General features: G+C 72.6%; 25 protein-coding genes. 15 read left to right on the top strand and 10 right to left on the bottom strand.

The features are described 5' to 3' along the window. Positions 1-22 precede the first annotated feature (22 nt). The 3 genes from nucS to EDF50_RS12585 are packed head-to-tail and all read left to right on the top strand — an operon-like array spanning position 23 to position 2,743. Entirely contained in the window at positions 23-718 is a 696-nt protein-coding gene (gene nucS, locus EDF50_RS12595) for an endonuclease NucS (RefSeq protein WP_123519880.1), read from the top strand. Positions 719-767: 49 nt separating this feature from the next. Continuing rightward, positions 768-1,445, top strand: a complete 678-nt coding sequence (locus tag EDF50_RS12590; protein ID WP_123519879.1) for an HAD hydrolase-like protein — start codon at positions 768-770, stop codon at positions 1,443-1,445. Next, a complete protein-coding gene (locus EDF50_RS12585; protein ID WP_233570625.1) occupies positions 1,442-2,743 on the top strand; it encodes a CynX/NimT family MFS transporter in 1,302 nt (433 codons plus the stop codon). The genes EDF50_RS12590 and EDF50_RS12585 overlap by 4 nt, the downstream gene beginning before the upstream one ends. A 14-nt stretch (positions 2,744-2,757) precedes the next feature. Here the strand turns inward: EDF50_RS12585 and EDF50_RS12580 are convergent, their stop codons facing one another. Further along, complete coding sequence (locus tag EDF50_RS12580; protein WP_123519878.1) at positions 2,758-3,666, bottom strand: SDR family oxidoreductase; 909 nt, start codon at positions 3,664-3,666, stop codon at positions 2,758-2,760. A gap of 251 nt (positions 3,667-3,917) precedes the next feature. Between EDF50_RS12580 and EDF50_RS12575 the strand changes: the two genes are divergently transcribed. Further along, positions 3,918-4,832 carry a cation diffusion facilitator family transporter gene (locus EDF50_RS12575; protein WP_123519877.1) on the top strand — a complete coding sequence of 305 codons (915 nt, stop codon included), beginning with the start codon at positions 3,918-3,920 and terminating at the stop codon, positions 4,830-4,832. 171 nt (positions 4,833-5,003) lie between these two features. Here the strand turns inward: EDF50_RS12575 and crcB are convergent, their stop codons facing one another. Genes crcB through EDF50_RS12560 form a run of 3 tightly spaced genes read right to left on the bottom strand, consistent with a single transcriptional unit; the run spans position 5,004 to position 6,347 of the window. Beyond that, positions 5,004-5,381 carry a fluoride efflux transporter CrcB gene (gene crcB, locus EDF50_RS12570; protein ID WP_123519876.1) on the bottom strand — a complete coding sequence of 126 codons (378 nt, stop codon included), beginning with the start codon at positions 5,379-5,381 and terminating at the stop codon, positions 5,004-5,006. Further along, positions 5,378-5,815 (bottom strand): CrcB family protein, encoded by a 438-nt coding sequence (locus EDF50_RS12565; RefSeq protein WP_123519875.1) that lies wholly within the window; start codon positions 5,813-5,815, stop codon positions 5,378-5,380. The genes crcB and EDF50_RS12565 overlap by 4 nt, the downstream gene beginning before the upstream one ends. Positions 5,816-5,828: 13 nt before the next feature. Next, positions 5,829-6,347, bottom strand: coding sequence for a universal stress protein (locus EDF50_RS12560; protein ID WP_123519956.1), 519 nt, complete (start codon positions 6,345-6,347; stop codon positions 5,829-5,831). A 94-nt stretch (positions 6,348-6,441) separates the two neighbouring features. On the opposite strand from EDF50_RS12560, the gene EDF50_RS12555 reads away from it, so the two are divergent. Continuing rightward, a complete protein-coding gene (locus EDF50_RS12555; RefSeq protein ID WP_123519874.1) occupies positions 6,442-7,125 on the top strand; it encodes an SOS response-associated peptidase in 684 nt (227 codons plus the stop codon). A gap of 56 nt (positions 7,126-7,181) precedes the next feature. On the opposite strand, the gene EDF50_RS12550 is transcribed toward EDF50_RS12555, so the two are convergent. From EDF50_RS12550 to EDF50_RS12525, 6 genes are read right to left on the bottom strand one after another with little or no spacing between them, the layout of a single operon-like run. Continuing rightward, on the bottom strand, positions 7,182-7,763 hold the full coding sequence (locus EDF50_RS12550) for a hypothetical protein (protein WP_123519873.1): 582 nt from the start codon (positions 7,761-7,763) through the stop codon (positions 7,182-7,184). Further along, entirely contained in the window at positions 7,760-11,710 is a 3,951-nt protein-coding gene (gene eccCa / locus EDF50_RS12545; protein WP_123519872.1) for a type VII secretion protein EccCa, read from the bottom strand. The genes EDF50_RS12550 and eccCa overlap by 4 nt, the downstream gene beginning before the upstream one ends. Beyond that, positions 11,707-12,678, bottom strand: coding sequence for a hypothetical protein (locus EDF50_RS12540; protein WP_123519871.1), 972 nt, complete (start codon positions 12,676-12,678; stop codon positions 11,707-11,709). The genes eccCa and EDF50_RS12540 overlap by 4 nt, the downstream gene beginning before the upstream one ends. Beyond that, positions 12,675-13,997: an EsaB/YukD family protein gene (locus tag EDF50_RS12535; RefSeq protein ID WP_123519870.1), complete on the bottom strand. Its 1,323-nt coding sequence runs from the start codon at positions 13,995-13,997 to the stop codon at positions 12,675-12,677. The genes EDF50_RS12540 and EDF50_RS12535 overlap by 4 nt, the downstream gene beginning before the upstream one ends. Next, positions 13,994-14,323 carry a hypothetical protein gene (locus EDF50_RS12530; RefSeq protein ID WP_055975719.1) on the bottom strand — a complete coding sequence of 110 codons (330 nt, stop codon included), beginning with the start codon at positions 14,321-14,323 and terminating at the stop codon, positions 13,994-13,996. The genes EDF50_RS12535 and EDF50_RS12530 overlap by 4 nt, the downstream gene beginning before the upstream one ends. Continuing rightward, positions 14,320-15,327, bottom strand: coding sequence for an RDD family protein (locus EDF50_RS12525; RefSeq protein ID WP_233570623.1), 1,008 nt, complete (start codon positions 15,325-15,327; stop codon positions 14,320-14,322). Before EDF50_RS12525 ends, EDF50_RS12530 begins: the two co-directional genes overlap by 4 nt. Positions 15,328-15,599: 272 nt before the next feature. On the opposite strand from EDF50_RS12525, the gene EDF50_RS12520 reads away from it, so the two are divergent. From EDF50_RS12520 to EDF50_RS12475, 10 genes are all read left to right on the top strand, one after another. Next, on the top strand, positions 15,600-15,941 hold the full coding sequence (locus EDF50_RS12520) for a WXG100 family type VII secretion target (protein WP_307785006.1): 342 nt from the start codon (positions 15,600-15,602) through the stop codon (positions 15,939-15,941). A 12-nt stretch (positions 15,942-15,953) separates the two neighbouring features. Beyond that, positions 15,954-16,262 (top strand): pore-forming ESAT-6 family protein, encoded by a 309-nt coding sequence (locus EDF50_RS12515; RefSeq protein WP_123519868.1) that lies wholly within the window; start codon positions 15,954-15,956, stop codon positions 16,260-16,262. Between the two features lie 9 nt (positions 16,263-16,271). Further along, positions 16,272-17,363, top strand: a complete 1,092-nt coding sequence (locus EDF50_RS12510; protein WP_123519867.1) for a DUF6177 family protein — start codon at positions 16,272-16,274, stop codon at positions 17,361-17,363. Beyond that, positions 17,353-17,742, top strand: coding sequence for a hypothetical protein (locus tag EDF50_RS12505; RefSeq protein ID WP_123519866.1), 390 nt, complete (start codon positions 17,353-17,355; stop codon positions 17,740-17,742). The genes EDF50_RS12510 and EDF50_RS12505 overlap by 11 nt, the downstream gene beginning before the upstream one ends. Next, the gene (locus tag EDF50_RS12500) at positions 17,739-18,095 is read left to right on the top strand and encodes a DUF6507 family protein (RefSeq protein ID WP_123519865.1); all 357 of its coding nucleotides are present in this window, start codon (positions 17,739-17,741) and stop codon (positions 18,093-18,095) included. Before EDF50_RS12505 ends, EDF50_RS12500 begins: the two co-directional genes overlap by 4 nt. After that, a complete protein-coding gene (locus EDF50_RS12495; protein ID WP_123519864.1) occupies positions 18,095-20,305 on the top strand; it encodes a polymorphic toxin type 15 domain-containing protein in 2,211 nt (736 codons plus the stop codon). Before EDF50_RS12500 ends, EDF50_RS12495 begins: the two co-directional genes overlap by 1 nt. Before the next feature lie 4 nt (positions 20,306-20,309). Beyond that, entirely contained in the window at positions 20,310-20,855 is a 546-nt protein-coding gene (locus EDF50_RS12490; protein WP_158612713.1) for a T6SS immunity protein Tdi1 domain-containing protein, read from the top strand. 442 nt (positions 20,856-21,297) lie between these two features. Beyond that, positions 21,298-21,780: a hypothetical protein gene (locus tag EDF50_RS12485; protein ID WP_123519862.1), complete on the top strand. Its 483-nt coding sequence runs from the start codon at positions 21,298-21,300 to the stop codon at positions 21,778-21,780. Continuing rightward, positions 21,767-22,282 carry a hypothetical protein gene (locus EDF50_RS12480; protein WP_123519861.1) on the top strand — a complete coding sequence of 172 codons (516 nt, stop codon included), beginning with the start codon at positions 21,767-21,769 and terminating at the stop codon, positions 22,280-22,282. Before EDF50_RS12485 ends, EDF50_RS12480 begins: the two co-directional genes overlap by 14 nt. Positions 22,283-22,413: 131 nt before the next feature. Continuing rightward, positions 22,414-22,713, top strand: coding sequence for a hypothetical protein (locus EDF50_RS12475; RefSeq protein WP_233570621.1), 300 nt, complete (start codon positions 22,414-22,416; stop codon positions 22,711-22,713). The last annotated feature ends 15 nt before the right edge of the window (positions 22,714-22,728 follow it).

The following is a 22,728-nucleotide window of genomic DNA, read 5'->3' as shown; positions in this document are numbered from 1 at the left end:
CGTCGCCCCGTAGGATCGTCGGGTGCGTCTCGTCATTGCCCGCTGCTCGGTCGACTACGCCGGTCGACTGTCCGCCCACCTCCCCCTCGCCACGCGCCTCCTGATGGTCAAGAGCGACGGCAGCCTGCTCGTGCACTCCGACGGCGGCAGCTACAAGCCGCTGAACTGGATGAGCCCTCCGTGCACGATCCGCACGGTCGAACCCGACGACGACCAACGCGAGGCCGGTGTCGTCGAGCTGTGGAAGGTCACGCAGGCGAAGACCGCCGACATCCTGATGGTCTCGATCCACGAGGTGCTGCACGACTCGTCCCACGAGATGGGCGTCGATCCGGGCCTGACGAAGGACGGCGTCGAGGCCGACCTGCAGAAGCTGCTGGCCGAGCAGATCGACCTGCTCGGCGAGGGCCACACCCTCGTCCGCCGCGAGTACATGACCGCCATCGGGCCGGTCGACATCCTGGCCCGGGACGCCAAGGGCGCCGCCGTGGCCGTCGAACTGAAGCGCCGGGGCGACATCGACGGGGTCGAGCAGCTCACCCGGTACCTCGAACTGATGAACCGCGACCCGCACCTCGCGCCCGTGACCGGGGTGTTCGCCGCGCAAGAGATCAAGCCGCAGGCCCGCACGCTGGCCCACGACCGGGGCATCCGCACGCTGCTGCTCGACTACGACGCGATGCGCGGACTGGACGACTCCCACTCGCGTCTGTTCTGACCCTCGTCGCACGCGACCGCCCGCCCGTCTCGTCCCTAAGCTGGGGGCGATGACTCTCCCCTACACGGCCGTGCTCTACGACCTCGACGGCACCATCGCCGACTCGGCTCCCGCGATCACCGCCAGCCTCGCCCACACCATCGGCGAACTCGGCTTGCCGGTGCCCTCCGCCGCCGAACTCATGGCCTGGGTCGGACCGCCGCTGCCGCAGAGCTTCGAGGTGCGGCTCGGGCTCGACGGCGAGCGCCTCGTGGACGCCATGCGGCTCTATCGTGCCCACTACCTGGCGAACGGCGCCCTCGAGGGCGAGGTCTTCCCGGGCGTACCCGACCTCATGGCGGCCGTCCACGCGGCCGGCATCCCCACGTCGACCGCGACCTCCAAGCCCGAGACCCCGGCCACGGCCATCCTGCGGGCGCACGGACTCGACCGCTACCTCGACGTCATCACCGGCGCCTCCGACGACGAGGTGCGCAACACCAAGGCCGACGTCGTCGAAGAGGCCCTGAGGCGCCTGCGTGCTCGCGGCGCCGACCTCTCGCGTCCCGTCCTGCTCGGCGACCGCCACCACGACGTCGAGGGCGCGGCCGTGCACGGCGTGCCCACGATCCTGGTCGGCTGGGGCTACGGCGAGCCCGACGAGTACGTCGGCGCGGTCGCCGTCGCGGCGGACGTCGACGAGGTGGCCGCGCTCCTGGGCGTCTCGTTGCTGCGCGGCGCCGCGTGACCCGCGCCGCGGCCGTCGTCCGGTCGCCCGCCGCCTGGCTGCTCACCCTGGCGATCGTGCTGATCGCCCTCAACATGCGCGGGCCGATCGTGGCCCCGGCTCCTGTGCTCGACCAGATGAGCGCCGATCTCGGGCTCACGGCCGTCGTCGCCGGGCTGCTCACGAGCATCCCCGTGCTCTGCTTCGCCGTCGCCAGCCCGTTCGCCTCGGCCCTGATCGGGCGCATCGGCGCCGAGCGGGCGGTCACCCTCGGCCTCGCCGGCGTCCTGCTCGGCACGCTGCTGCGCACGGCTGGCGGAACCGTCTGGCTCTACGTGGGCACGATCGTCATCGGCGTCGCCATCACGATCGGCAACGTCGTGCTGCCCGTCGTCATCCGCCGCGACTTCAGCCCGGAGCGTGCCGGCTTCGTCACGGGCATCTACACGTCGGCGCTCAACGTCGGGTCGATGATCACGTCGCTCGCCACGGCGCCGATCGCCTCGGTCGTGGGGTGGCCGCTGGCGCTTGTCACGTGGGGGCTGCTCGCCGTCCTCGCCGCCGTGGTCTGGTCGGTCGCGGTGGGGCCCCGCGTGGCGGTGCTCGGCGGCAGCGTGGCCGTGGTGCCGGGGTCGCAGGCCGACGTCGACGACCGGCACCGCGCCTCCTCGGCGACCGACGTGTTCACCGGTGGCATCGACGTCGTCGAGCCCGGCGAGGCCGAGGCCGACGCCCGCGAACGCCGACGCACGGCGACCCCGCTGCTGCGGCGCTGGACGACCTGGGGCCTCACGCTGGCCTTCGCCGGCCAGGCGTTCGGCTACTACGGGCTCACGGCCTGGATGCCGACCCTGCTGCGGGACGAGGTCGGACTCACCCGCGAGGCGGCCGGCGCGAGTTCGTCGGTCTTCCAGATCCTCGCCGTCGTGGGCGCGCTGGGCGTGCCGTTCCTCGCCCTGCGCGTACGCCCGGCGGTGGTCATCGGGCTGATCGCCGTGTTCTGGTCGGCCATGCCGTTGGGCCTGCTCTTCGCGCCCGAGCACTGGCTGCTCTGGTCGATCTTCGGCGGGGCCGCACAGGGCGGCGGCATCACGATCATCTTCATCGTCATCGTGCGCATGGCGTCGACCGACGTCGAGGCCCGACGGTTGTCCGCCCTCGTCCAGGGCGGCGGCTACGCGATCGCCGCGCTCGGCCCGCTCGCCATCGGCGGGTTGCACGACGTCAGCGGCAACTGGCAGATCCCGATGATCGGTGTCGCGGCGGCGGTCGTCGTGCTCGGCGTCAGCGGCGTGCTGTCGTCGCGGCGCGTGCCCTGAACCGCCGTGCCGGGTCAGCCCTGCACGCCGCCGGCGAAGAGCACCTCGAGGGTCAACGGGTCGCGTCCGGTCAGGTCACGGACGGCCGAGGTGACTTGGGCGACCTCGCCCGAGGCCATCGACGTGTAGGTGCTGACCCAGGCGTCCGCCTGGAACGGTTCGGGGTCGTAGACCCGGCGTGACTCGTAGGCCTCGTCGAGGGTCTCGTCGACGAACGTGAACGAGCGCCCTCCGAGCGCCGTGAGTCGCGCCGCCGCCTCGGTCAACGTGAACGCCTCCGAGCCGGTCAGGTCGTAGGTCGCCCCGGTGTGGGACTCGTGGTCGAGGAGCACGACGGCCGCCACCGACGCGACGTCGGCCCGGGCCACCGCGGCGACCCGCCCGTCGCCGGCCGGACCGCGGATGACGCCCTGCTCGTCGGCGAACAGCGGGAGGAAGTCGAGGTAGAAGTTGTCGCGCAAGAAGGTGAAGTCCAGACCCGACTCGCGGATGTGCTGCTCGGTCGCGAAGTGGTCCCGCCCGAGTGTGAACACCGAGTCGGGCGACGCACCGGCGAACGACGTGTAGACCACGTGCCGCACGCCCGCCTCGACGGCGGCGTCGACGAACGCCCGGTGCTGGTCGACCCGGTCGGGGGCCTCCGCCGCCGACACCATGAACAGGGTCTCGACCCCGCGCAGGGCCTCGACCGACGCGGCCCGGTCTCCGTAGGTCGCGACGGCGACCTCGGCCTCGGCGCCGTCGAGTCGGGGTGCGCGGGCGGCGTCCCGCACGACGAGCCGCAGCGGCACGCCCCGCTCGGACAGGTGCGCGGCCACGATCCCGCCGACGGCACCCGTCGCGCCCGTCACCGCGACGAGCGACGAGGAGGCGCGGGCGGGCTCCCCCACGGAGGCGGACGAGGTCTCGGTCGAGTCGGTCATGCCTCACTGAACCATGCGCGGTGGGGGCGGCTCCCAGGCGGGGCCGACCCGCGCCTCCTCGTCGACCCGGTGCGCCCCGATCGGCGTCGTCGCGGGGATCGAGAGTCGTTATCGACTGCCCGGATCGGTGGCCGTCGCCGGCGGGCGCCGGTAGATTCGACGCCGGCCCGACACCCGGCGGGCCGATCCGGCGGGCTGACCGCCACCCCCGATCAGCCATCCCCGATCAGCCACCCCGACGAGAGGCGCCCATGGGCCACGACCACGGTCACGGACACGTCGCCGCCGACGGACGACGGCTGCGCCTCGCGATCGCGATCATCGCCCTGGGCCTCGTCGCGCAGCTGGTCGGCGCCTGGCTCTCGGGCTCGCTCGCCCTGCTGGCCGACTCGGGGCACATGCTGTCCGACCTGGCCGGCCTGATCATCGCGCTCGTGGCCACCATCGTCGCCGCACGACCCGCCAGCGGCCGGCAGACCTACGGCTACCGGCGGGCCGAGGTCTTCGCGGCCTTCGTCAACGGCCTCGTGCTGCTCGCCGTGTCGCTCTCGGTCGCCGTCGCCGCCGTCTCACGTCTCGTCGCGGTGGGCGAGCACGAGGTGCTCGGCCTGCCGATGCTGGTCGTCGGCCTGGTCGGCGGAGCGACGAACGTCGCGGCGTTGCTCGTGCTGCGCGGCGGCGCGACGCACTCCATCAACATGCGCGGGGCCTACCTCGAGGTCCTCGGCGACCTGCTCGGGTCGGCGGCGGTCGTCGTCGCGGCCGTCGTCGTGCTGACCACGGGCTTCACGCAGGCCGACTCGGTCGGCTCGCTGATCATCGCGGCGATGATCGTGCCGCGGGCCTGGGCGCTGCTGCGCGAGGCGATCCGGGTGCTGTTCGGCTCGGCGCCGGGTGACATCGACCTCGAGGCCGTCCGGACGCACATCGGCGACACCCCCGGTGTCGTCTCGGCTCACGACGTGCACGCCTGGCAGATCACGAGCGGGGCCACCGTCTTCTCGGCGCACGTCGTCGTCGAGCGCGAGGTGTTCTGCGACATGAAGGTCGACGAGACCCTGGACGCCCTCGACCGGTGCCTCGCCGCCCACTTCTCGGTCGAGCACGCGACGTTCCAGCTCGAGCCGGCGGACCACGCGGGGCACGAGCGCGAGACGCACGCCTGACCCGGCATTCCTCGTCGCCTTCCCCCCTTCTCCCTTCCCCCCTTCCCCCCTTCCCCCCGGAGGCGCGAGTCGAGTGGGCCGAAATGGTCCTTCCCCAGCCACCGAAGGACAGTTTCTGCCCACTCGGCGTGCCAGCCCGTCAGGCCGCGAGCCCGTCAGGCCGCGAGGCCGTCAGGCCAGCGAGCCGATCCAGAGGCCGAGGGACGCGGCGACGACGGCCGCGACGAGCACGCCCAGGCCGTTCGCGACCGCGGCCCCGCGTCGCCCGGTCGTCAGCAGTCGCACCGTCTCGACGCTCGCGGTGCTGAATGTCGTGTACCCGCCGAGCAGGCCGGTGCCGAGGACGAGCTTCCACTCGGGGGCGACGACCGCCTGCAGGGCGAGACCGGTCAGCAGCCCCAGCGCGAACGAGCCCGACAGGTTGATGACGGTCGTCCCCCACGGGTAGGCCGCGCCGAGACGGTCCTTGACGAGGCCGTCGACGACGAAGCGCAGCGCGGACCCGACCCCGCCGGCCACCGCGACGGCGACGACGAGCAGCGGGCTCACGACGCGCGTCCGGCGAGACGAGTGCCGACCCGGATGCCGGCCGCCGCGGCGAGCACGCCGACCACCAGGCTGAGCAGACCGTAGAGCGCGGCGACGGCGAGGTCGCCTCCGCCCGCCCCGGCGAGCTGTGCGGTCTCGGTCGCGAGCGAACTGTAGGTCGTGAAACCGCCGAGGACGCCCGTCCCCACGACGAGCCGGGCCCCGCGACGCGCGCCCTCGTCGGGACCGGAGCGCAGCAACCGCTCGAGCAGGACGCCGAGCACGAACGCCCCGACCACGTTGATCGTGAAGATCGCCGTGTCGAACGCGCCCCACGACGGCACGACGAGCGTGAGCCCGACCCGCGCGGCCGTACCCAGGGCGCCACCCAGGGCGACGAGGGCGATCAGGGCCGGACGGAGGTGCGGGGCACGAGGGCGCGCGGCGCGCGTCACCGGCGACCCCGCGTCACAGCTCGTCCTCCCACGGCAGCGTCTGGCTGCGGGGCACGGGGGCGAGCGGCACAACGACGACCGGGCGGTGCTGACGGTGGCTGAGGTGCAGGGCGACCGAACCGGCGAAGAACTCCCGGACGCTGCCCCGCAGGCCGGCCTCACGACTGCCCACGACGATCAGCGGGGCGTCGAGCCGTTCGGCGAGGTGGGACAGGCACTGGGCGGGCTCGCCGGCGACGACCGAGGTGCGCAGCTCGACGCCGCGAGCCGACGCGATCGGCCGCAGCCGCGCCTCCAGGTCGGCGTCGAAGGACAGCGTCTCGGTGTAGTCGTCGGGATCGAGCGGGTACGACAGCACGGTGCCGTCGATGCCCTCGGCGAAGGCGAGGCGGTCGGGCTCGACCGAGACGCAGAGCAGCCCGGTGCCGAAGCGGGCCGCCAGGTCGGCCGCGGTCGCCACGACGGCCTCGCCCGAGTTCGGCACGACGCCCGCGACGACGAAGCCGCGTGCGGGGTTCTGCTCGTCGGACATGGTCACCACCTTCTCACCGCGTCGCCGTCCCGTGCGGCGCCCCGGCCACAGTGAACCACTGTCGTGCACCTCCGCGGAAGAGCAGACTGTCGTCATGTGCGGTCGCTACGTCGTTGCCCGGGCCACGTCCGATCTGCTGCCGAGCCTGCTCGACGGTCTGGGGCCCCTGCCCGACGACTTCAACGTCGCCCCCACGACGGTCGTGCCGGTCGTCCGCGAGCGACACGGCGAGCGGCAGCTGCCCGGGGCCCGGTGGGGCTTCGTCCCGTCGTGGTATCCCGACCTGAGGAAGCGGCCGCAGCCGATCAACGCGCGCATCGAGACGGTGGCGACGAGCGGCATGTTCCGCCGGGCGTTCGCGACCAGCCGGTGCGTCGTGCCCGCGCAGGGGTACTACGAGTGGGTCGTGACCGAGACCGGCAAGCAGCCGCACTACGTGCACCAGCCCGACGCCGGGCTCGCCATGGCGGGCCTCGTCACCGCGTGGCCCGACCCCACCAAGGCCGAGGACGACCCGGACCGCTGGGTGCTCTCGACGACGATCATCACGCGCGACGCGCACGTGGCACCGGGTGAGGTGCACGACCGGATGCCGGCCTGCCTGACGCCTGATTCGTACGACGACTGGCTGGGTGACGGCCTCGACGCCGACGAGCTGCTGACGCTGCTCGACCGGGACTCGTTCGAGGTCGCGCACGACCTCGTGCAGTACGAGGTGAGCCGCGACGCGAACAACGTGCGCAACAACGGCCCGCACCTCATCGAGCCCCTGGGCTGACGCCCCTCGGACGAGGAGGCGCGGGCCGCGTCCCCGAGGAGGCGCGGCTCGGCGCCTCAGCGCGCGTCGCGGTGGCTCGCCAGGCGTTCGCGGAGGTACGACACGAGTTCGCCCTGTGCCCGTCGGGACTCCCGGGTCAGCCGGTTGAGCGGCACGCGGCCGCCCGCCGCCAGCGCGGGGTCGCGCGGGACCACGACGAGCGAGCGTCTTCCGAACTCGTTCTGCAGCGCCTCGCTCGAGCGCGTGGTCCGGTGCTCGCCGAAGACGCCGACGACCACGAGCATCACCCGGCGCAGGCCGCCGACCCCGTGGCGCTCACGGATGCGGGCGAGGACCCGTTGGGCGTCGGCGAATCCGACCGGGGTCGTCGGGGCCACGACGACCCCGAACACGCTGGCGTCGTCGAGCAGGTCGAGGAGGGCGCCGTCGGCGTGGGCTCCGAGGTCGTGCAGGGTCAACTCGTGGTCGATCCGCGGCGCGTCGTCGCCCCCGGTCAGCCGGGACCCGAGGTCCCCGCCCGAGTGGTCGACGAGCCGGGGCACCGACTCCCCCGAGAGCTGGGTGAAGAGCAGGGCCGTGACCGTCGTCGTCCCGACACCGCCGGCGACGCCCGCGACGACGACCGTCCGGCCCGTCACGAGTCCGCTCCGGTGACGTCGGCCCGCACGTCGGCCTCGAACTTCGCGACCTGGACGATGCGAGGGGCCTGCCCACGACGGACCAGGCGACCACGTCCGGCCGTCATCTGCTCGGCGTAGACCTGCGGCACGATCGGTCCCTCGCTGCGCTCGCCCGACATGATGAACGACGACCCGCCCGTGTCGCGCAGCGTCTGCAGCGCCGGGTCGTAGAGCGCCCGTGCCGAGCCGGCTACCGGCCTGCTGATCAACACGTGCAGCCGGAGGTCGCGTGCGGACGGCAGGAACGGCAACAACGGCTTGAGCGGCTCGGTGCCCCCCGAGGCGACGATGTCGTAGTCGTCGATGACGACCACGATGCGCGGCCCGGCGTCCCGGTCGCCGGCCTGACGCTTGGCGAGCTCGTCGGCGACCGCGACGGCGAGGGCGCGGGCGTCCGTGCTGGTCGAGGCGTGACCGCCGAGGTAGTCGTCCGGCACCTCGGCGACGAGGTCGCCACGGAGGTCCATCAGGGCGACGACGAGCTCGTCCGGGGTCGCCCGGTCGACGAAGCCGCGGACGAGTCCGCGCAGCAGGGTCGACTTGCCGGCCTTCGAGTCGCCGAAGACGAGCAGGTGCTGGTCGGCACCCGGGTCGAGGGAGACCGGCTGCATGGTGTCCTGCCGCAGCCCGAACGGGATCGCCTCGGGCTCGTCCAGCGCGTCGGGCAACTCGTCCGGCGAGAGCTCGGTGGGCAGCAGCCGGATCGGTGCCGCGGCCGGGCCGTTCCAGCTCGCCGCCGACCGACGGGCGAGGGCCTCGAGCGCGTCACCGACCTCGTCGTCGTCCGTGTCGTCCAGCACCGGCAACGCCACCTGCGCGAACAGGTTCTCGTCGGTCAGGGCCCGGCCGGCCTGGTCGGCCCGGATGGTCTGGGCCAGCTTGCGACCGATCACCGAGTCCGCCGGATCGTTCAGGTGCAGCTCGACCCGGGTGCCGACCAACGGCTGCTGGGCCATCCGCAGTTCGTTCCATCGGGTCATCCCGAGCACGACGTGCAGGCCGTAGCTGCCGCCGCGCAGCAGCAGGTCGCCGAACGCGGCCTCGAGCTCGACGAAGTCGCCGCGCAGCTGACCCGTCCCGTCGACGACGAGCACCACGTCGGCCGAGATCAGCTCGGGCACCTCGCCCGCCGCGTGCAGCCGACGCAACATGGCGAGCGAGTCGATGCCGTGGTCACGGAACACTCGCTCACGCGTCGTCACCATGGCCGCGAGCTCTTCGAGCAGGCGCAGGAGGCGGTCCTTGCTCGCCCGCGTCGCCACGCCGCCGACGTGCGGGAACCCCTCGATCCGGCCGAGCCCACCACCCGTGAGGTCCATGCCGTAGATGCCGACCTCCTGGGGGGTGTGCGTCAGGGCCAGCGAGGCGACGAGCGTCCGCAGGAACGTGCTGCGCCCGGTCTGCGGCGCCCCGATCACGGCGAGGTGTCCGCCGGCCCGGGCGAGGTCGAGCAGCCATGGATCCTGCCGCTGGCGCGCCGGGTCGTCGAGCAGGCCCATCGGCACCCGCAGGCCGCCCGCCCCGTCCGCTCCGACCACCCGCGAGAGCGCGAGCCGGTCGGGCAGGGGCGGCAGCCAGACGGGGTCGACGTCGGTGCCGCCGCCCATCAGACGATCGACGGCCTCGTCGATGACGGCACGACCGACGTCGGGGCGCGACAGCTCTTCCTCGCCGCCCTCGTCGTCACCGCCCGCGATGCCGTTGAAGGTGGGCAGCAGCAGAGCGGTCGGCCGGGCGTCGTCGTCGCCGGCGAGCGAGCGGGCGGCCTCGGTCGGCAGGGGTCCCGACACGTAGCCCGCCCGGAACCTCCGGTACACCGAGGTGTCGACCTTGAGGAAGCCGAACCCGGGCACGGCCGGCAGGTGGAACGCGTCCGGTCGGTCGAGGACGATCGAGCTCTCGGCCTCGGAGAAGGTCCGCAACCCGATCCGATACGACAGGTAGGTGTCGAGCCCGCGCAGCTTGCCCGCCTCGATGCGCTGGCTCGACAGCAGCAGGTGCACGCCGATCGATCGTCCGATGCGACCGATGGTGAGGAGCAGGTCGACGAACTCGGGCTCCGCCGTGAGAAGTTCGCCGAACTCGTCGATCACGACGAACAGGTGCGGCATCGGCGGAAGCTCGGGGCGGCCGACGCGCATCTCGCGGTAGTGGCTGATCGACGAGGCCCCACCCGCGTCGCGCAGCTGCTCCTGCCGCCGGACGACCTCGCCTTGGATGCTGACGCGTGCGCGTTCGGTGAGCTGCGCGTCGTCGGCCAGGTTGTCGATCAACCCGGCGACGTGCGGCAACCCCGCGAACGGAGCGAAGGCCGCGCCTCCTTTGTAGTCGACGAGGACCATGCTGAGGTCGTCGGGCGAGTGCGACAGGGCCAGGCCGAGCACGAGCGTGCGCAGCAGCTCGCTCTTGCCCGAACCGGTCGCGCCGATGCAGATGCCGTGCGGACCCATCCCGAGCTGGGCGGACTCCTTGAGGTCGAGCAGGACCGGCGCCCCGAAGTCGTCGATGCCGATCGGCACGCGCAGGAAGTCCCGCGGCGAGCGCGGCGTCCAGGCCGTCGCCGGGGTCAGCGTCGTCACGTCGTCGATACCGAGCAGGTCGGTGATCCCGACGGCCTGGGCCGAGTCGACCTCGTCCTGCCGACTCAGGCTGAGGCGCAGCGGGGTGAGAGTGCGGGCGACGGCCTCGAACAGCTGCGGGGTGGTCGCGTCGATCGTGGCCGTCTGCACGCGGACCTGACCGTCCTCCTCGACGCGGGCGTCGGTCACGACCGCCTCGTCGCCCTCGACGGTGATGCGCAGCGTGACGTCCGACGGTTCGTGCAGGCGGTCGCTCAGCAGGTGCACGGTCGTCACGCCGAGGTCGGTCAGCGAGAGGTCGGCGTCGGGCACCGGGATGCTCGAGGCGACGTGCCCCCAGTCGTCGACGAAGACGACGAGACGGGACCCCTCGGTGCGCGCCGTGGTGCCGATCGAGCGTTTCGTCGTGGCGGCCTCCTGCGCCCGGTCGCCCAGCTCGCCGCCGATGACCGAGAGCAACGAGGAGGCGCTGGTCGCGACCCGGCGCGCGGGCACCGGTCCGTCGTACAACGAGTCGTCCACGGCGTGCGGGACGAGGTCGAATCCGCGCCAGTCGTCGGCCGCGCTCTCGGGGAAGGCCGCGGCCAGGTGGACGTCGTCGGGCGAGTGCAGGGCGGCGAGCTGCAGGATCATCGAGCGCGCGACCCGCAGCGCCGACTCGCGGTCGCCCAGGACGGCGACCGACCCTGCGCGGTCGAGGTCGACCGTGATGGGCATGCCCCGCACGGTGGAGAGGTGCTCGACGACGGACTCGGCCTCGCTGGCCATGATCGGATCGAACGGCTGCACGGGGTTCGGGTCGTCGGGCACCGACATCGGGAACCAGGTCAGGTCGCCCTCGCCGATCCGCACCGAGAGGAAGTCGTCGTGCTGTCGGCGGCGTTCCCAGAGGCGGGCGGGGTCTCGCACCAGCTCGAGCAGAGCGGCGGGCTCGGGGTCGAGCACGGCCGCGGTCGCCCGGACGGCCCGGGACCTGGTGCGCATGCGCGAGCGCAGCCGCTCGAGGAAGTCGAGGTAGCGCTCGCGCTGCAGTCGACGCTGCCGCGCGGCGTTGCCCCGCTGGCTCAGGGTGACGGCGAGGCCGCCGACGAGGGCGACGATCAGCAGCACCGCGCCGACCAGCAGGAACAGCGGGTTGGAGCTGCCTCGGTAGACGACGATCATCACGACGCTCGAGAGGGCGCCCACCACGGGCAGCAGGGCCTGCACGGGCACGCCGCCGACCTTGCCGTCGGCCAGCTGGGGCGGTGGCGTGATGTCCTCGTGCTCGGCGGGCTGGACGGGTCGCGTGATGCGCGTGGGCCGGTGGACGAGCTTGACGGTCATCGTCGCGCCTCCTGGTCGTCGGAGATCGCCGGACGGGCGTCCCGCCCACGGGCCCGGCGGCGTTCCGACGGGCGCTGCTCGTCGGCGGCGGGGCCCGCCACGGGGGCCTCGACGGACGGGGTGGCCCGGCGGACCGATGGGACGTCGACGGGTAGCAGGGCCGCCGCCAGGCGGGCGTAGGCGATGCGGGTGCGCGTGCCCAGTGCCGCGCTCGACACCGGCCGCCCGCCCGATCGGGCCACGTCGTAGGGCACCCGCACGACGGGCACGGTGGGGTCGTCACCGACCGTGACGGGCGCCGCCCGACCGGCGTCGCCGACGTCGACCAGGGCGATGACCACCTCGGGTCGGTCGGGATGGTCCTTGATCGCCGGGACGAGGGCCGCGGCCTCCTCCGCCGCGTGCCGGTCGGCCCGGGCCACGATGCAGACCGTCCGGCTGGCCGACACGACGTCGGTGAGGTCGGCCCGCCAGTCGCGCACTCCCCAGTCGGTCACGACGAGGTCGAAGAACCGGCTGATCGGGGTCACCTCGTCGTACCAGCCCGCCGCCGCGGCCACGGCTCGGGACTCGCCCCGGGGGTCGAGCGAGAGGGCGTACAGGCCCGAGGGCGTCCGGGGCAGGCCGTCGACGGCGTCGACCGACCGGCGGGCCGTCCGCCGCCGGGAGCTCGGGGCCGCGTTCGAACCGGCCGGCGCACCGGCCTGCCAGAGCATGCCGCGGGGGCCGCGCGACGCGTCCACGCCGAGGACGAGCCCGGGCCGACGGCGGGCGAGCAGGGCGGCGACGTAGCCGGCGGTCGAACTCGCCCCGGCTCCGCCCCTGGCCTGCACGAAGCCGATTCGGCGCGACACGGGCAACGGACGCCGGACGATCTCGTCGACCGCCGTCACCTCGTGCACCCGGGCGCTCACGCTGCCGAGCAGGGCGAGCGGCGCCGACCGGACGAACGCGTCGAAGGCGCTCACGAGAAAGCCCCGAGCAGGTCGGCGTAGACGCCGAACACCCCGAGCAGGACGGGTAGCAGGGCCACGACGCCCAGCGACTCGACGAGGTTGCCCACGCGGCGCAGCGAGGCGCGTTGGTGGGCGACCGGGTCGACTCCGCCGGCCACGACCGCGACCACGACACCGGCCGCGAACAGGACGACCACGAGCCAGGCCGGCGCGAGCGGTTGCACGAGCAGACCGCCGAGCAGGCCGAGCAGGGCGGCGGCCCAGAGCACCCACCCCTGCGCGGCGATCGGCAGGGCCCGGGTGCGGGCCGCGACGACGAGCACCACGGCGACCCCGAGACCGACCTGCCACAGGTCCGCCGATCCGACGGAGGCGACGGCCGTGACGGCCACGGGACCCGCCACCGCGAACGTCGACCAGGTCAGGGTGCGGTAGGCGTCGCCGACCGTCAGCAACACCTCGTCACGGCGGCCCCGGCGCCCGTCGACCACCTGGTCGTCGAGACCGGTGAGGCCCGAGGCGCTCATGGCGAACCAGGGCAGCAGACCGCAGACGACGACGGCCAGCACGGCGCCGACACCCACGGCCCCCGCGTCGGCGACGCCGAGGGACCGCAGCACGATCGGCACGGCCCCGAGCACGACGCCGAGGACGCCGCCCCACCACGCGGACCGTGAGCCGAGACCGGCGCCCGCGCCGAGCGCCAGCGCGACCCAGGCGAGCACGATCACGGCGAGCGCCACGTCGACCGGCGGCAACTCGAGGGCCGGCACGGCCCCGAGCACGACCGCCAGGGGTGCCGCGCACCCGAGGGCGACCGAGGTCGCGGCGACGGCGAGCCAGCGACCGCCGAAGCGGCCGGACACCAGGGCGACCACGACCGCGAGCCCGTAGACGATGGCGAGCGTGCCGACGGGGTCGACGTCGGAGGCCCGGGCCAGCACCGTCGAGAGGGCCAGCGAGAGCAGGCCGATGGCGACGGCCGCCGTCGCCGTGCGCGACCGACGCGTCCAGAGACCCGGTCGGCTGGCGAGCGACTCGGCCAGGACGTCGGTGACGTCCGCGACCTCGGGGGGCGGGGGCGCCGCGTCCTCGCGCAGCAGGCGGAGCAGCTCGCCGTCGACGATGCGTTGCTCGGCGACCGACAGCGAGGTGTCGAGCTGCTCCCCGGTCGAGCGGACGAGCGTCAACGGGCGCGACACGGCACCCGGACGCTCGTCGAGCAGCTCCATGAGCCGTGGGATCAGGCCACCGATCGGCTCGTCGGCGGGCACGACCATCTCGGCCTTGCGCGCCGTGCCGACGATGGTCAGCCGGGTGTAGTCGGTCATCGGGGCTCCGTCGTGGGGGTGGGGTCGGGGACGTCGGTCGACGCGGGAGAAGGCGACGGCGAGCCGGTGACCGGCACCGCGCCTCCTGACCCTCCGGTGGTCTGCGACTGCGTCGCCCGCTGGTCGGCGAGGACCGAGAGCACGAAGGACGTCCCGGCGCAGCCCGCGCAGGCGACCGCCGCGATGACCAGACTGACGATCAGGCGACGCACGTTGTCGTTCACGAGCCGACGCTCGTCGAGCTCGCCGAACAACAGGGCCGAGACCAGGCGCGCCCGGTGGGTCTTGACGGTCTCGAGCAGGACGACGTCGCGGTCCCCGCTCACGCGTCCACCACCCCCGACGGCTGCACGGTCAGCGTCCGCTCGCCGAGCTCGACGACGTAGCCCGGCGCGGCCGGCCCTCGCAGGCCCGCCACCAGCGGCTGGCGCGTGCCGTCCGGCGCCACCAGGGACGACCCGTTGGTCGACCCGAGGTCGGTGACCCACAGCACGGCGCCCTCCCACGCGAAGAGGGCGTGGGTCTTGGTCAGGCTGCGGGCGAGGTCGGCCCAGGCGAAGACCGGGTGCTCCTCGCCCTCGCGGTTGACCGGGGCACGGCCGATCAGCAGGGTCGTCTCGAGGTCGAGGCGTTCGCCGCTGTCGAGCTCGAGGACGATCGATGGCGAGGCGCTCGGGGGCCGACCCTGACCCGTTCGCCCGAAGGTGTTCTCGTCGGGGCGGCCGGCGCCGTCGAGGGGGTCGGTCGGGTGGGGCGGCAGCGGGGCGGCGGCCGCGGCGGGCAAGGCGGGCCTCTGCACGAGCGGGGGTGACGACGTCATGGGATCGCGGCCACGACGCAGGTCGACCGTCACCGCCTGACGACGGAAGCTGAAGCGGCCGCGCCGGTCGACCCGCAGCACCGCCGGGGGTCTCCCGGTCAGGTCGTCCACGGTGCGCAACGAGAGCAGCAACCGGCCCACCGAGCGGCCGCCGCGTACGTAGAGCACGACGTCGAGAGCGACGAAGGCGAGGGCGACGACCACGACGGCGACCTCGACGGGGACGGGCACGAGCGCCCGACCGGCCGTGGCGGAGGAGGCGCCCGTGGCCACGCCGACGACGAGGACGCCGATCAGGGCGAGGGGAACGCCCCAGTCGATCGCGACCGCGCCGCGACGCCTCGACGGTGTCGCCGTCTGCACGCCCGCGAGCAGCCCCGAGTACGTGCCGATGGCGCTACCGGTGGCCGCCGAGACGATGCGCACGCCGCACCAGAAGCACCAGGTCGCGCCCGAACCGAGCGGCTGACCGCAGCGCCCGCAGCTTCGTGCGCCCACCAGTGCGCCCACGGCTCCGCCTCTCGCCTGCGGGGTTCCGGACCAGGTCGTCGGGACCGACGGAAGAGCGACCGCCCGCGTCCCCGGAGCGCACGATCGGCCCCAGGCTAGCCGACCCGCGTCCCCCGGTGAGACACCCGTTCCGGGGCCGACACCCACCCGTCCCCCGCCCCGGTCCTCCGACATGTACCCCACGAACTGGTGGCGATCGACACGGAATCGTGATTTCCTCATGAGTCGACCCGTGACGGGTCGCCATCAGATCGAAGCAAGGGGAGAACGACATGATGAAGTTCGCCATGGGGAGCGAGACCCTCACGCAACTGAGCCAGAAGACGAGCGGGGCCGGCGACGACCTCGGAGCGCTCGTCCGCCAGCTCGCCGACGCGGCCGCGCCGCTCGAAGGGCGCTTCAACGGAGCCGGCCGTGCCGCCTTCGACCGCTTCAAGGGCGAGGTCGACGGCATCTCCGTCGAGCTCAACGCCGCCCTGTCGTCCGTGCTGACCGGCATCACGGGCCAGAACCGTGCCTTCGTCGAGGGTGAGCAGCAGATCGCCGACGAGACCACCTCGGCCCAGTCCGGTGCCGGATTCGAGAGCGCCCGCTTCGGCGGATCGCGCGCATAAGGGGGAACGACCATGGCCAACGCAACCGACCGCCGGGACTTCGACCTCGGAGCCTCGGGCAACGCCCAGGACAACTTCAACGCCGTCGCCAGCCGCCTCGAGGCGCTCATCACGCAGCGCGACGCCGACGTCAAGACCGCCATGGCGGACTACCAGGCCGACGGCTCCAGCGAGGAGTACGCGGGCAAGGAGCAGCGCTGGAACCGCGTCGCCACCGAGGTGCGCACCATCATCAACACCCTGCGCCAGTCGCTCGCGTCGAACGACGAGTCGGCCCAGACCGCGATGCAGCGGGCCAAGGCCGCCGTCGACGGCATCTAGGCCCCGCCCGTGAGCGACTCACGGGCGACGACCCTCCCCCACCCGCTCGCCGACGCGAGCGGGCCGGGGTGGATCGCGACGGTCAGCACCGCCCCCGTCGTCGGCCTGACCTCCGGGCGACAAGCTCTCCTCACCGATGCGACCCGTGCCGGCGTCCGCGTCGTCGTCGTCACCCACGACGACGCCCGGCTCAGCTGGTCGCTCTACCAGGCCCTGCGCCTCGTCGCCGGTGCCTGGTTGGTACGCGGTGCCGACGGGCACCTGCGCCACGCGATCGGCGGCGCCCGGGTGGCCTCGTACGACGAGGCCCTGCTCGACCCGCTCACCGATCCGATCGACAGGGCGGCCGGCGTGACCGCGCCCGCCGACGAACTCGCCCTGCTGCCGCAGCCGACGCCCGAGACGACGCGTCCCTGGCTGCAGTTCTCCGTGGCCGTGCACCACGCGGCGCGGGCCGAGGCGCTGGCCGGGGCGACGACGGAGGCTCTGGTCACCGCGGTCGCGGGCGTCGCGCCCACCGTGTGGGGCACCTCCGAACCCCCCGCCACCGTCTGGGACCGCGGGCGCCTCACGGCCCTCGCCCGCGCTCGTATGCCCCGGGACTCCCGGGTGCACGTCGCCGGCTCCGCGCCCGACGGCACGGTCTGGACCGGCACGATCCGCATCGCCCGCAGCGAGACCGGCCTCACGGAAGAGACGCGGTTGCTGTTCGCGCTGCCCGAGGCGACCGGCGTCGACGACGCGACCCGCGCCTCCTCGGCTCTGCGCAGCCTGTCCGAGCGGCAGCAGGTGCTGCTGGCGACGGCGTGGAGCCAGCGCGGCGCGGCCGACGCCACCATCACGCCGTACCGGCCCACGACGCCGCAGCCCCTCGCCGCGGTGGTCGGTGCTCGTGCCGTGCGCCGCCTGGGGCTCGACGCGGCGTCCTTCGCCGCCGAGCACGGCGGGACCACGACCGGCAACGCGCGCACCCCCTCGCTCGTCGTGCCGTTCGGCGCCGACGCGACCCGGTGGCAGCGCTTCGCTGCGGCCCTCGACGCGGTCGGCCCGGGGGTCGTCGCCGACGCCCTCGTCCCTCCGGCGGTGCGCCGTGCCCCGTGAGTTCGTGATCCTCTCGGCCGAGCCCGTGACGGCCGTCGAGGTCGTCAGCGCGGCCGCGGCGGTCGACGGGGCGCTCGGTGCGGGGCGCCTCTGGCAGGGCGGCGGCATCCAGATCGCGTCGGCCGAAGGACTGGTGCTCGCGGTGCTGCGCAGCACGCAGCTCGAGGACCCCCGGGAGGCGCGGCGCGGCCTCGGCCTGCCGGTCACCGCCCCGGCGCCCTCCGACCACCCCACGGACCGACCGACCGACGGTCCCACCACCGACCGCTGGTGGACCGAGGCCTACGGCCCCTTCGACGGGCCGCTCACCCAGGAGCTCGCCCGGCGTCTGGCCGACGACGTGCAGGGCACCCTCGTGACGACAGGAGACGACCGATGAGTTCGTGGAGCATCCAGACCGACGGCGTGGTCACCGTGCTGACCAAGGTGCAGGCCTCGGCCGAGACCTTCGCGGCGACCTTCACCGGCGTCGAGACCGCCCAGGGCGAGCTGAACGCCGGCGTGGGCAGCGACATCCTCGTGTCGTCGGCGGTGGCCGTCGTCGACCTGATCTCGTCCGAGGCGTCGCGCGTGCAGGGCATCAACGCACGCATCCTCGCCTGCGCGACCGGGGCCGGTGACGCGACCCTGGCCTACGTGAACGGCGACGAGGAGATGGCCGCGCAGACGCAGTCCGCCGCCGTCCAGGCCGCCGAGTCGGGCGACCTCAGCTTCGTCGAGGGGGCCCGCTGATGGCCACGAAGGGATCGCTGACCCAACCCTCCGAGTTCTACGGTCTCGACATCGTGCCCGAGTCGATCGCGTCGGCGGCGGCGAGCTACAAGAGCACGTCGACCGCGGTCACGACGAACGCCGAGGCCGTGATGACCGACTGGTCGGGCCTGTCCGCGTCGTACACCGCCCCCGAAGGGCCGCAGCTGTTCTCCTCGATGGACCCGGTGCGCGTCGACGCCGAGGCAGTCGCGGGAAAGCTCGCGACGGTGGCCGACCTGCTCGACACGTTGGCGGGCGCGGTCACGGCACCCGTGGCGCGCATCAAAGAGCTGGTCACCGAGGCGAACGCCTTCCGCGCCTCGGTCGCCGGCGGTGTCACGCTCGACTTCTACGACCCCGACAACCCCCTCTTCCAGGCCAGCCAGATGAACGGCGGGGTCCCGATCGTGCTCGAGGGCCAGGGCGAGTCGACCATCCCGTGGAACGAGCACACGCCGTCGGTCGAGCGCAACAACGAGCTGCAGGCGCAGTACAACGCCGAGATCGCCAAGATCGACGCGGCACGGGTCGAGTTCGAGAACGGCGTCAACGCCCTCCGCGACGACCTCTGCGTGGCTCCGCAGACCGCCGTCACGGGTGAGCAGCTCGACCTCGCCGAGGACAACCCGTGGGGTGCTCAGGGCAAGGGCGAGCGGTCGTGCCAGGAGTCGGTCGGCGACGGACTCGTCGAGTTCGGCACCAGCTTCGTCGAGGGCACCGTGTCACTCGTCGGCTTCGACGCCGCGAACGGCTGGACGCACGACTGGTCGTTCGCCGGCGAGGCCTGGACGGGCATGCTGACGGGTCTCGGCGCCCTCGCCATCACGGTGGCCTTCCCGGTGGCGCCCGCCCTGGCGAACCTGCCCGACTCGGCCGTGCCCGAGTCGCTGCGCGGCCTGCGCGACAACTACAAGCAGACGATGGACGGCATGGTCGGCGGCATCGTCGGCACACCCGAGCAGTGGGAGGAGGACCCGGTCGCGGCCGGCACCTTCGCGGTGGCGAACGTCGCGTCGTTCTTCATCCCGGGCGCGGGCCAGGTCGGAGCGGGCCTCAAGGTCGGGTCGGGCGCGGCTCGGGCAGCGACGCTCACCGGCCGGCTGGCCGAGGTGGCGGAGGACGCGTCGCACCTGCCGAAGGGCCTGTCGCGGGTCGACGATCTCGTCGCCGCGTTCGGCGAGCACGGCAGCGGCCTGTCGAAGCTCGACGACCTCGACGGTCTGACCGACACGATGGCCGCCCTCGAGCGCATGACCGACGTCGAGTTCTCCGGTCTCACCGGCGCCCTGAAGGCGGGCGAGACGGTCGACTTCGGCTCGCTGTCCAAGCTCGAGGACTTCGCCGAATACGGCGACCTCGGTCGAGCAGCCGAGGAGGCGCGGGCCGCGTCCCCGACGCACGCCGACGCGTCCGCCCACGCGGGTGGTGGCACCGGCCCCGACCCGGCCGCCGGTGCCGCCCGCGCCGCCGACCCCGGATCAGGCGGCACGACGCTGCTCGAACGTGGCGACGGCGGCGGAGCCCACAGCGATGCCGAAACAGGTGCCTCCGGCTCTCAGCCGGACGACCGTCTGGATCCGCACGACGGACGAGGTCATGCGTCGAGCGACGAGGGGGTGCCTCCGATGCACGAGGAGGGGCTCGACGGCGCGAACGGTCAGCTCGGGGCCGGGCACGAGCTGGTCCTGCCTCAGGCGTCGGAAGTCACACAGATCGACTTCACGCCGAACGTCGGTCACGATCTCGGTGAGTTCCGTCGACAGCTCGATCTTCAACAACGAGGCCTCAACGACCTGACCGTCGGCGAATACCTCGACAACCGCGCTGCCTACGAGTCGACGTCTCGCCCGCATTCGCCTGCGCAACAGGCGGCGCGTGAGGACGCAGCGTCAGATCGTCTGACCGAGCTGATCTTGGACGGGGTCGACCCGGAACAGGCTCGTCTCGATGTCGGCACGTGGCTCAAGGGCCAGAACGCGCTGCACTCCCCCGATATGATCTCCGGCGGGCGGCCCGACAACGTGACCGGACTCGGGCACGCAGGCGTGAACAAGTCGCTGGGCAGTCAATGGCGGACACGGGTGGCGGCGTTGGATGACTACGTCCGGTCCCTGGCCGGCTCGATCCCGGAGTCGGAGTGGTACCGCACACGACTCAACGTCCGACTCACCTCGACCACAGGAGGATGACCCCATGGCCAAAGAAGCCGTCTTCGTCTCAGGACCGCAGATTCCGCCGTCGAGTCTCGAGACGTTCACCGAACAAGTACCTCCTGAGATGACGGCGCTCTGGCGGGACCACGGCCTGGGTGACACCGCAGACGGTTACTTGCGGATCGTCGACCCGGCCCGATGGCTGGATGTGCTCGCAGAGGTCGCTCCCAGGTTCACGCAAGGCGTTCCGTTGTTCTCTTCGGCGCTCGGTGACCTCTTCGTCTGGCTGGACGGGCGACTGCACCTCCTCGAATTCCGCAAGGGCACGTCTCGCATCCTCACGAAATCGATGGCGACCCTGAAAGTCATCGCCGCGTACGAGTCCTTCCTGAACGACCCCGACTATTTCGACTGGGCTCCGTGGCCGGAGGCTCGAGCTCGTCTCGGCGTTCCCGGCCCGGAGGAATGCTTCGGCTTCACGCCCATCCTCGCCCTGGGGGGACGGCCGGCAGCCGATTCTCTCCAGCTCGTAGGCATGAGGGAACATCTCCTCCTCATATCCTCAGTTGCTGGTCCCTTGTCGTGAGTGCGGACGGCCATCTCGGTACCTTCTCCTGCCGACCCGGCCCCGACAGTGCGTGACGAAACCCCGAGGCTGCATCTAGCAGAGGGTTGGCTGGCCGGTCCCCCGTCATGAGGGACGCACTTCGCATCCTCGGCAAAGCACTACATGCCGTCATCCCGCGCGACCACGATCGAGTGATCGCCCGGATCAGCGTGGTCGGCGGAGTGACAGCCGGCACGATCGAGTTGCCTGCTGCCGACGGCAGCTCGACCTCTCTCTCGTCCGGTCGTGGCGTCTTCCAGGCGGCCCGCGATCTCCGGAGGGTCATGAGCAAACTTCGACGAGTTCCCCCGCACCCCCGAGAACACCCCCGACTGGCTGGCCGCCATCCTCGCCGGTGCACCGACCCGCCACGACCTCGACGCCAGGGTGGCACACATGAGCCGAAGGAAGAACCCGAGTCATGACAGGACATGAGAACCCACCCGAGCTCGAGCACGAGCGCTCTGCGCTGAGAGAGGTCGGTCTGGCGCTCCATGGCGAGATCGCCGCGGGCTTCGATCGCATCGAGGCCGAGATCAGCATCGTCGGTGGTGTCTCCACCGGGAGGAAGCGACTCTGCCGCCCGGACGGAACGTGCGACTCCGTCATGGGCAAGAGGGACTCCACCCTCCGTGCCCGTGAACTCAGAGAGGCCATGTACAGGCCGGGGGCAGGAACATGGTTCACCGCCTGGTTCGCGGTCACGGCCGAAGGGAACCTCCGCACACGATTCGACCATGACGCCGAGCCCGAGTTGGGCCAGTTCGGCGCCGAGGCCTACCGAGCCGACTTCGACGAATTCCCCCGCACCCCCGAGAACACCCCGGATTGGCTTGCCGCCGTCCTCGCCGGCGCCCCGACCCGCCACGACCTCGTTCGCCTCGGACACGATGACGGGCGCTGAGGAGAGCCGCTCTGCTTCGGCAGACGACCAGCTGATGACGGGCGTCGAGGCCGAGCGCGCGATCCTGCAAGAGATCGGCGGACAGCTGTACGGGCTGCTCCCGTCCGGCCTCGATCGGATCGTCATGACGACCAGCATGGCTCGAGGTGTGATGGCCGGCGAGACGCTGATGTCGGCTGCTGACGGCACCCAGGAGTCGGCTGCTCCCTCGCGACGCACGTTCGAAGCGGCTCGTCGGCTGAGGCACCTGATGTACAAGGCAGGGGCGGGAACATGGTTCACCGCTGTCTTCACCGTCACGACTGCCGGGAAACTCAGCGCGCGGTACGACTACGACAACGAACCCGAACTAGGCCACTTCGGCGCCGAGGAACATCGTGCCGACTTCGAGGATTTTCCCCGGACGGCCGAGAACACTCCCGGGTGGCTCGCCGCGATCCTCGCGGGTGCGCCCACCCGACATGACCGCGTCGGCCGTGACGACGGTCCCCTCGTCCCGTGATGACGACACGATGACCAGCGCTGACGAGAGCCGCTCCGTTTCTCCCGACGGGCAGCCGACAGGACTCGAAGCCGAACGCGTCCAGCTGCGCGCCATCGGTCGTCTGCTGTATCCGACTCTGAACTCAGAACATGACCGTGTCGAGATGCAGGTCAGCGTGGCTGGCGGCGTCCTCGCCGGCCGAAGTCCTCCGCGACGCCATGCACCGACGAGATGCGGGGACCTGGTTCACCGCGGTGTTCACGGTCACGGCGGTCGGCAAGATGAGCGCGTCGTACGACTACGACTACGACCACGAGCCGGAGTTGGGGCACTTCTCCGCGGATGCCTACAGGGCCGACCTCGATCGGTTCCCCCGCACCCCCGAGAACACCCCCGACTGGCTGGCTGCCATCCTCGCCGGCGCCCCGACCCGCCACGACCGCACGTGATCGATGACTGAAGAG

The sequence above is a fragment of the Frigoribacterium sp. PhB24 genome (genome assembly GCF_003755185.1).
Classification (GTDB): domain Bacteria; phylum Actinomycetota; class Actinomycetes; order Actinomycetales; family Microbacteriaceae; genus Frigoribacterium.
Note: the sequence above shows the minus strand (reverse complement) of the source record. Positions and strands in the feature narration are given on the sequence as shown.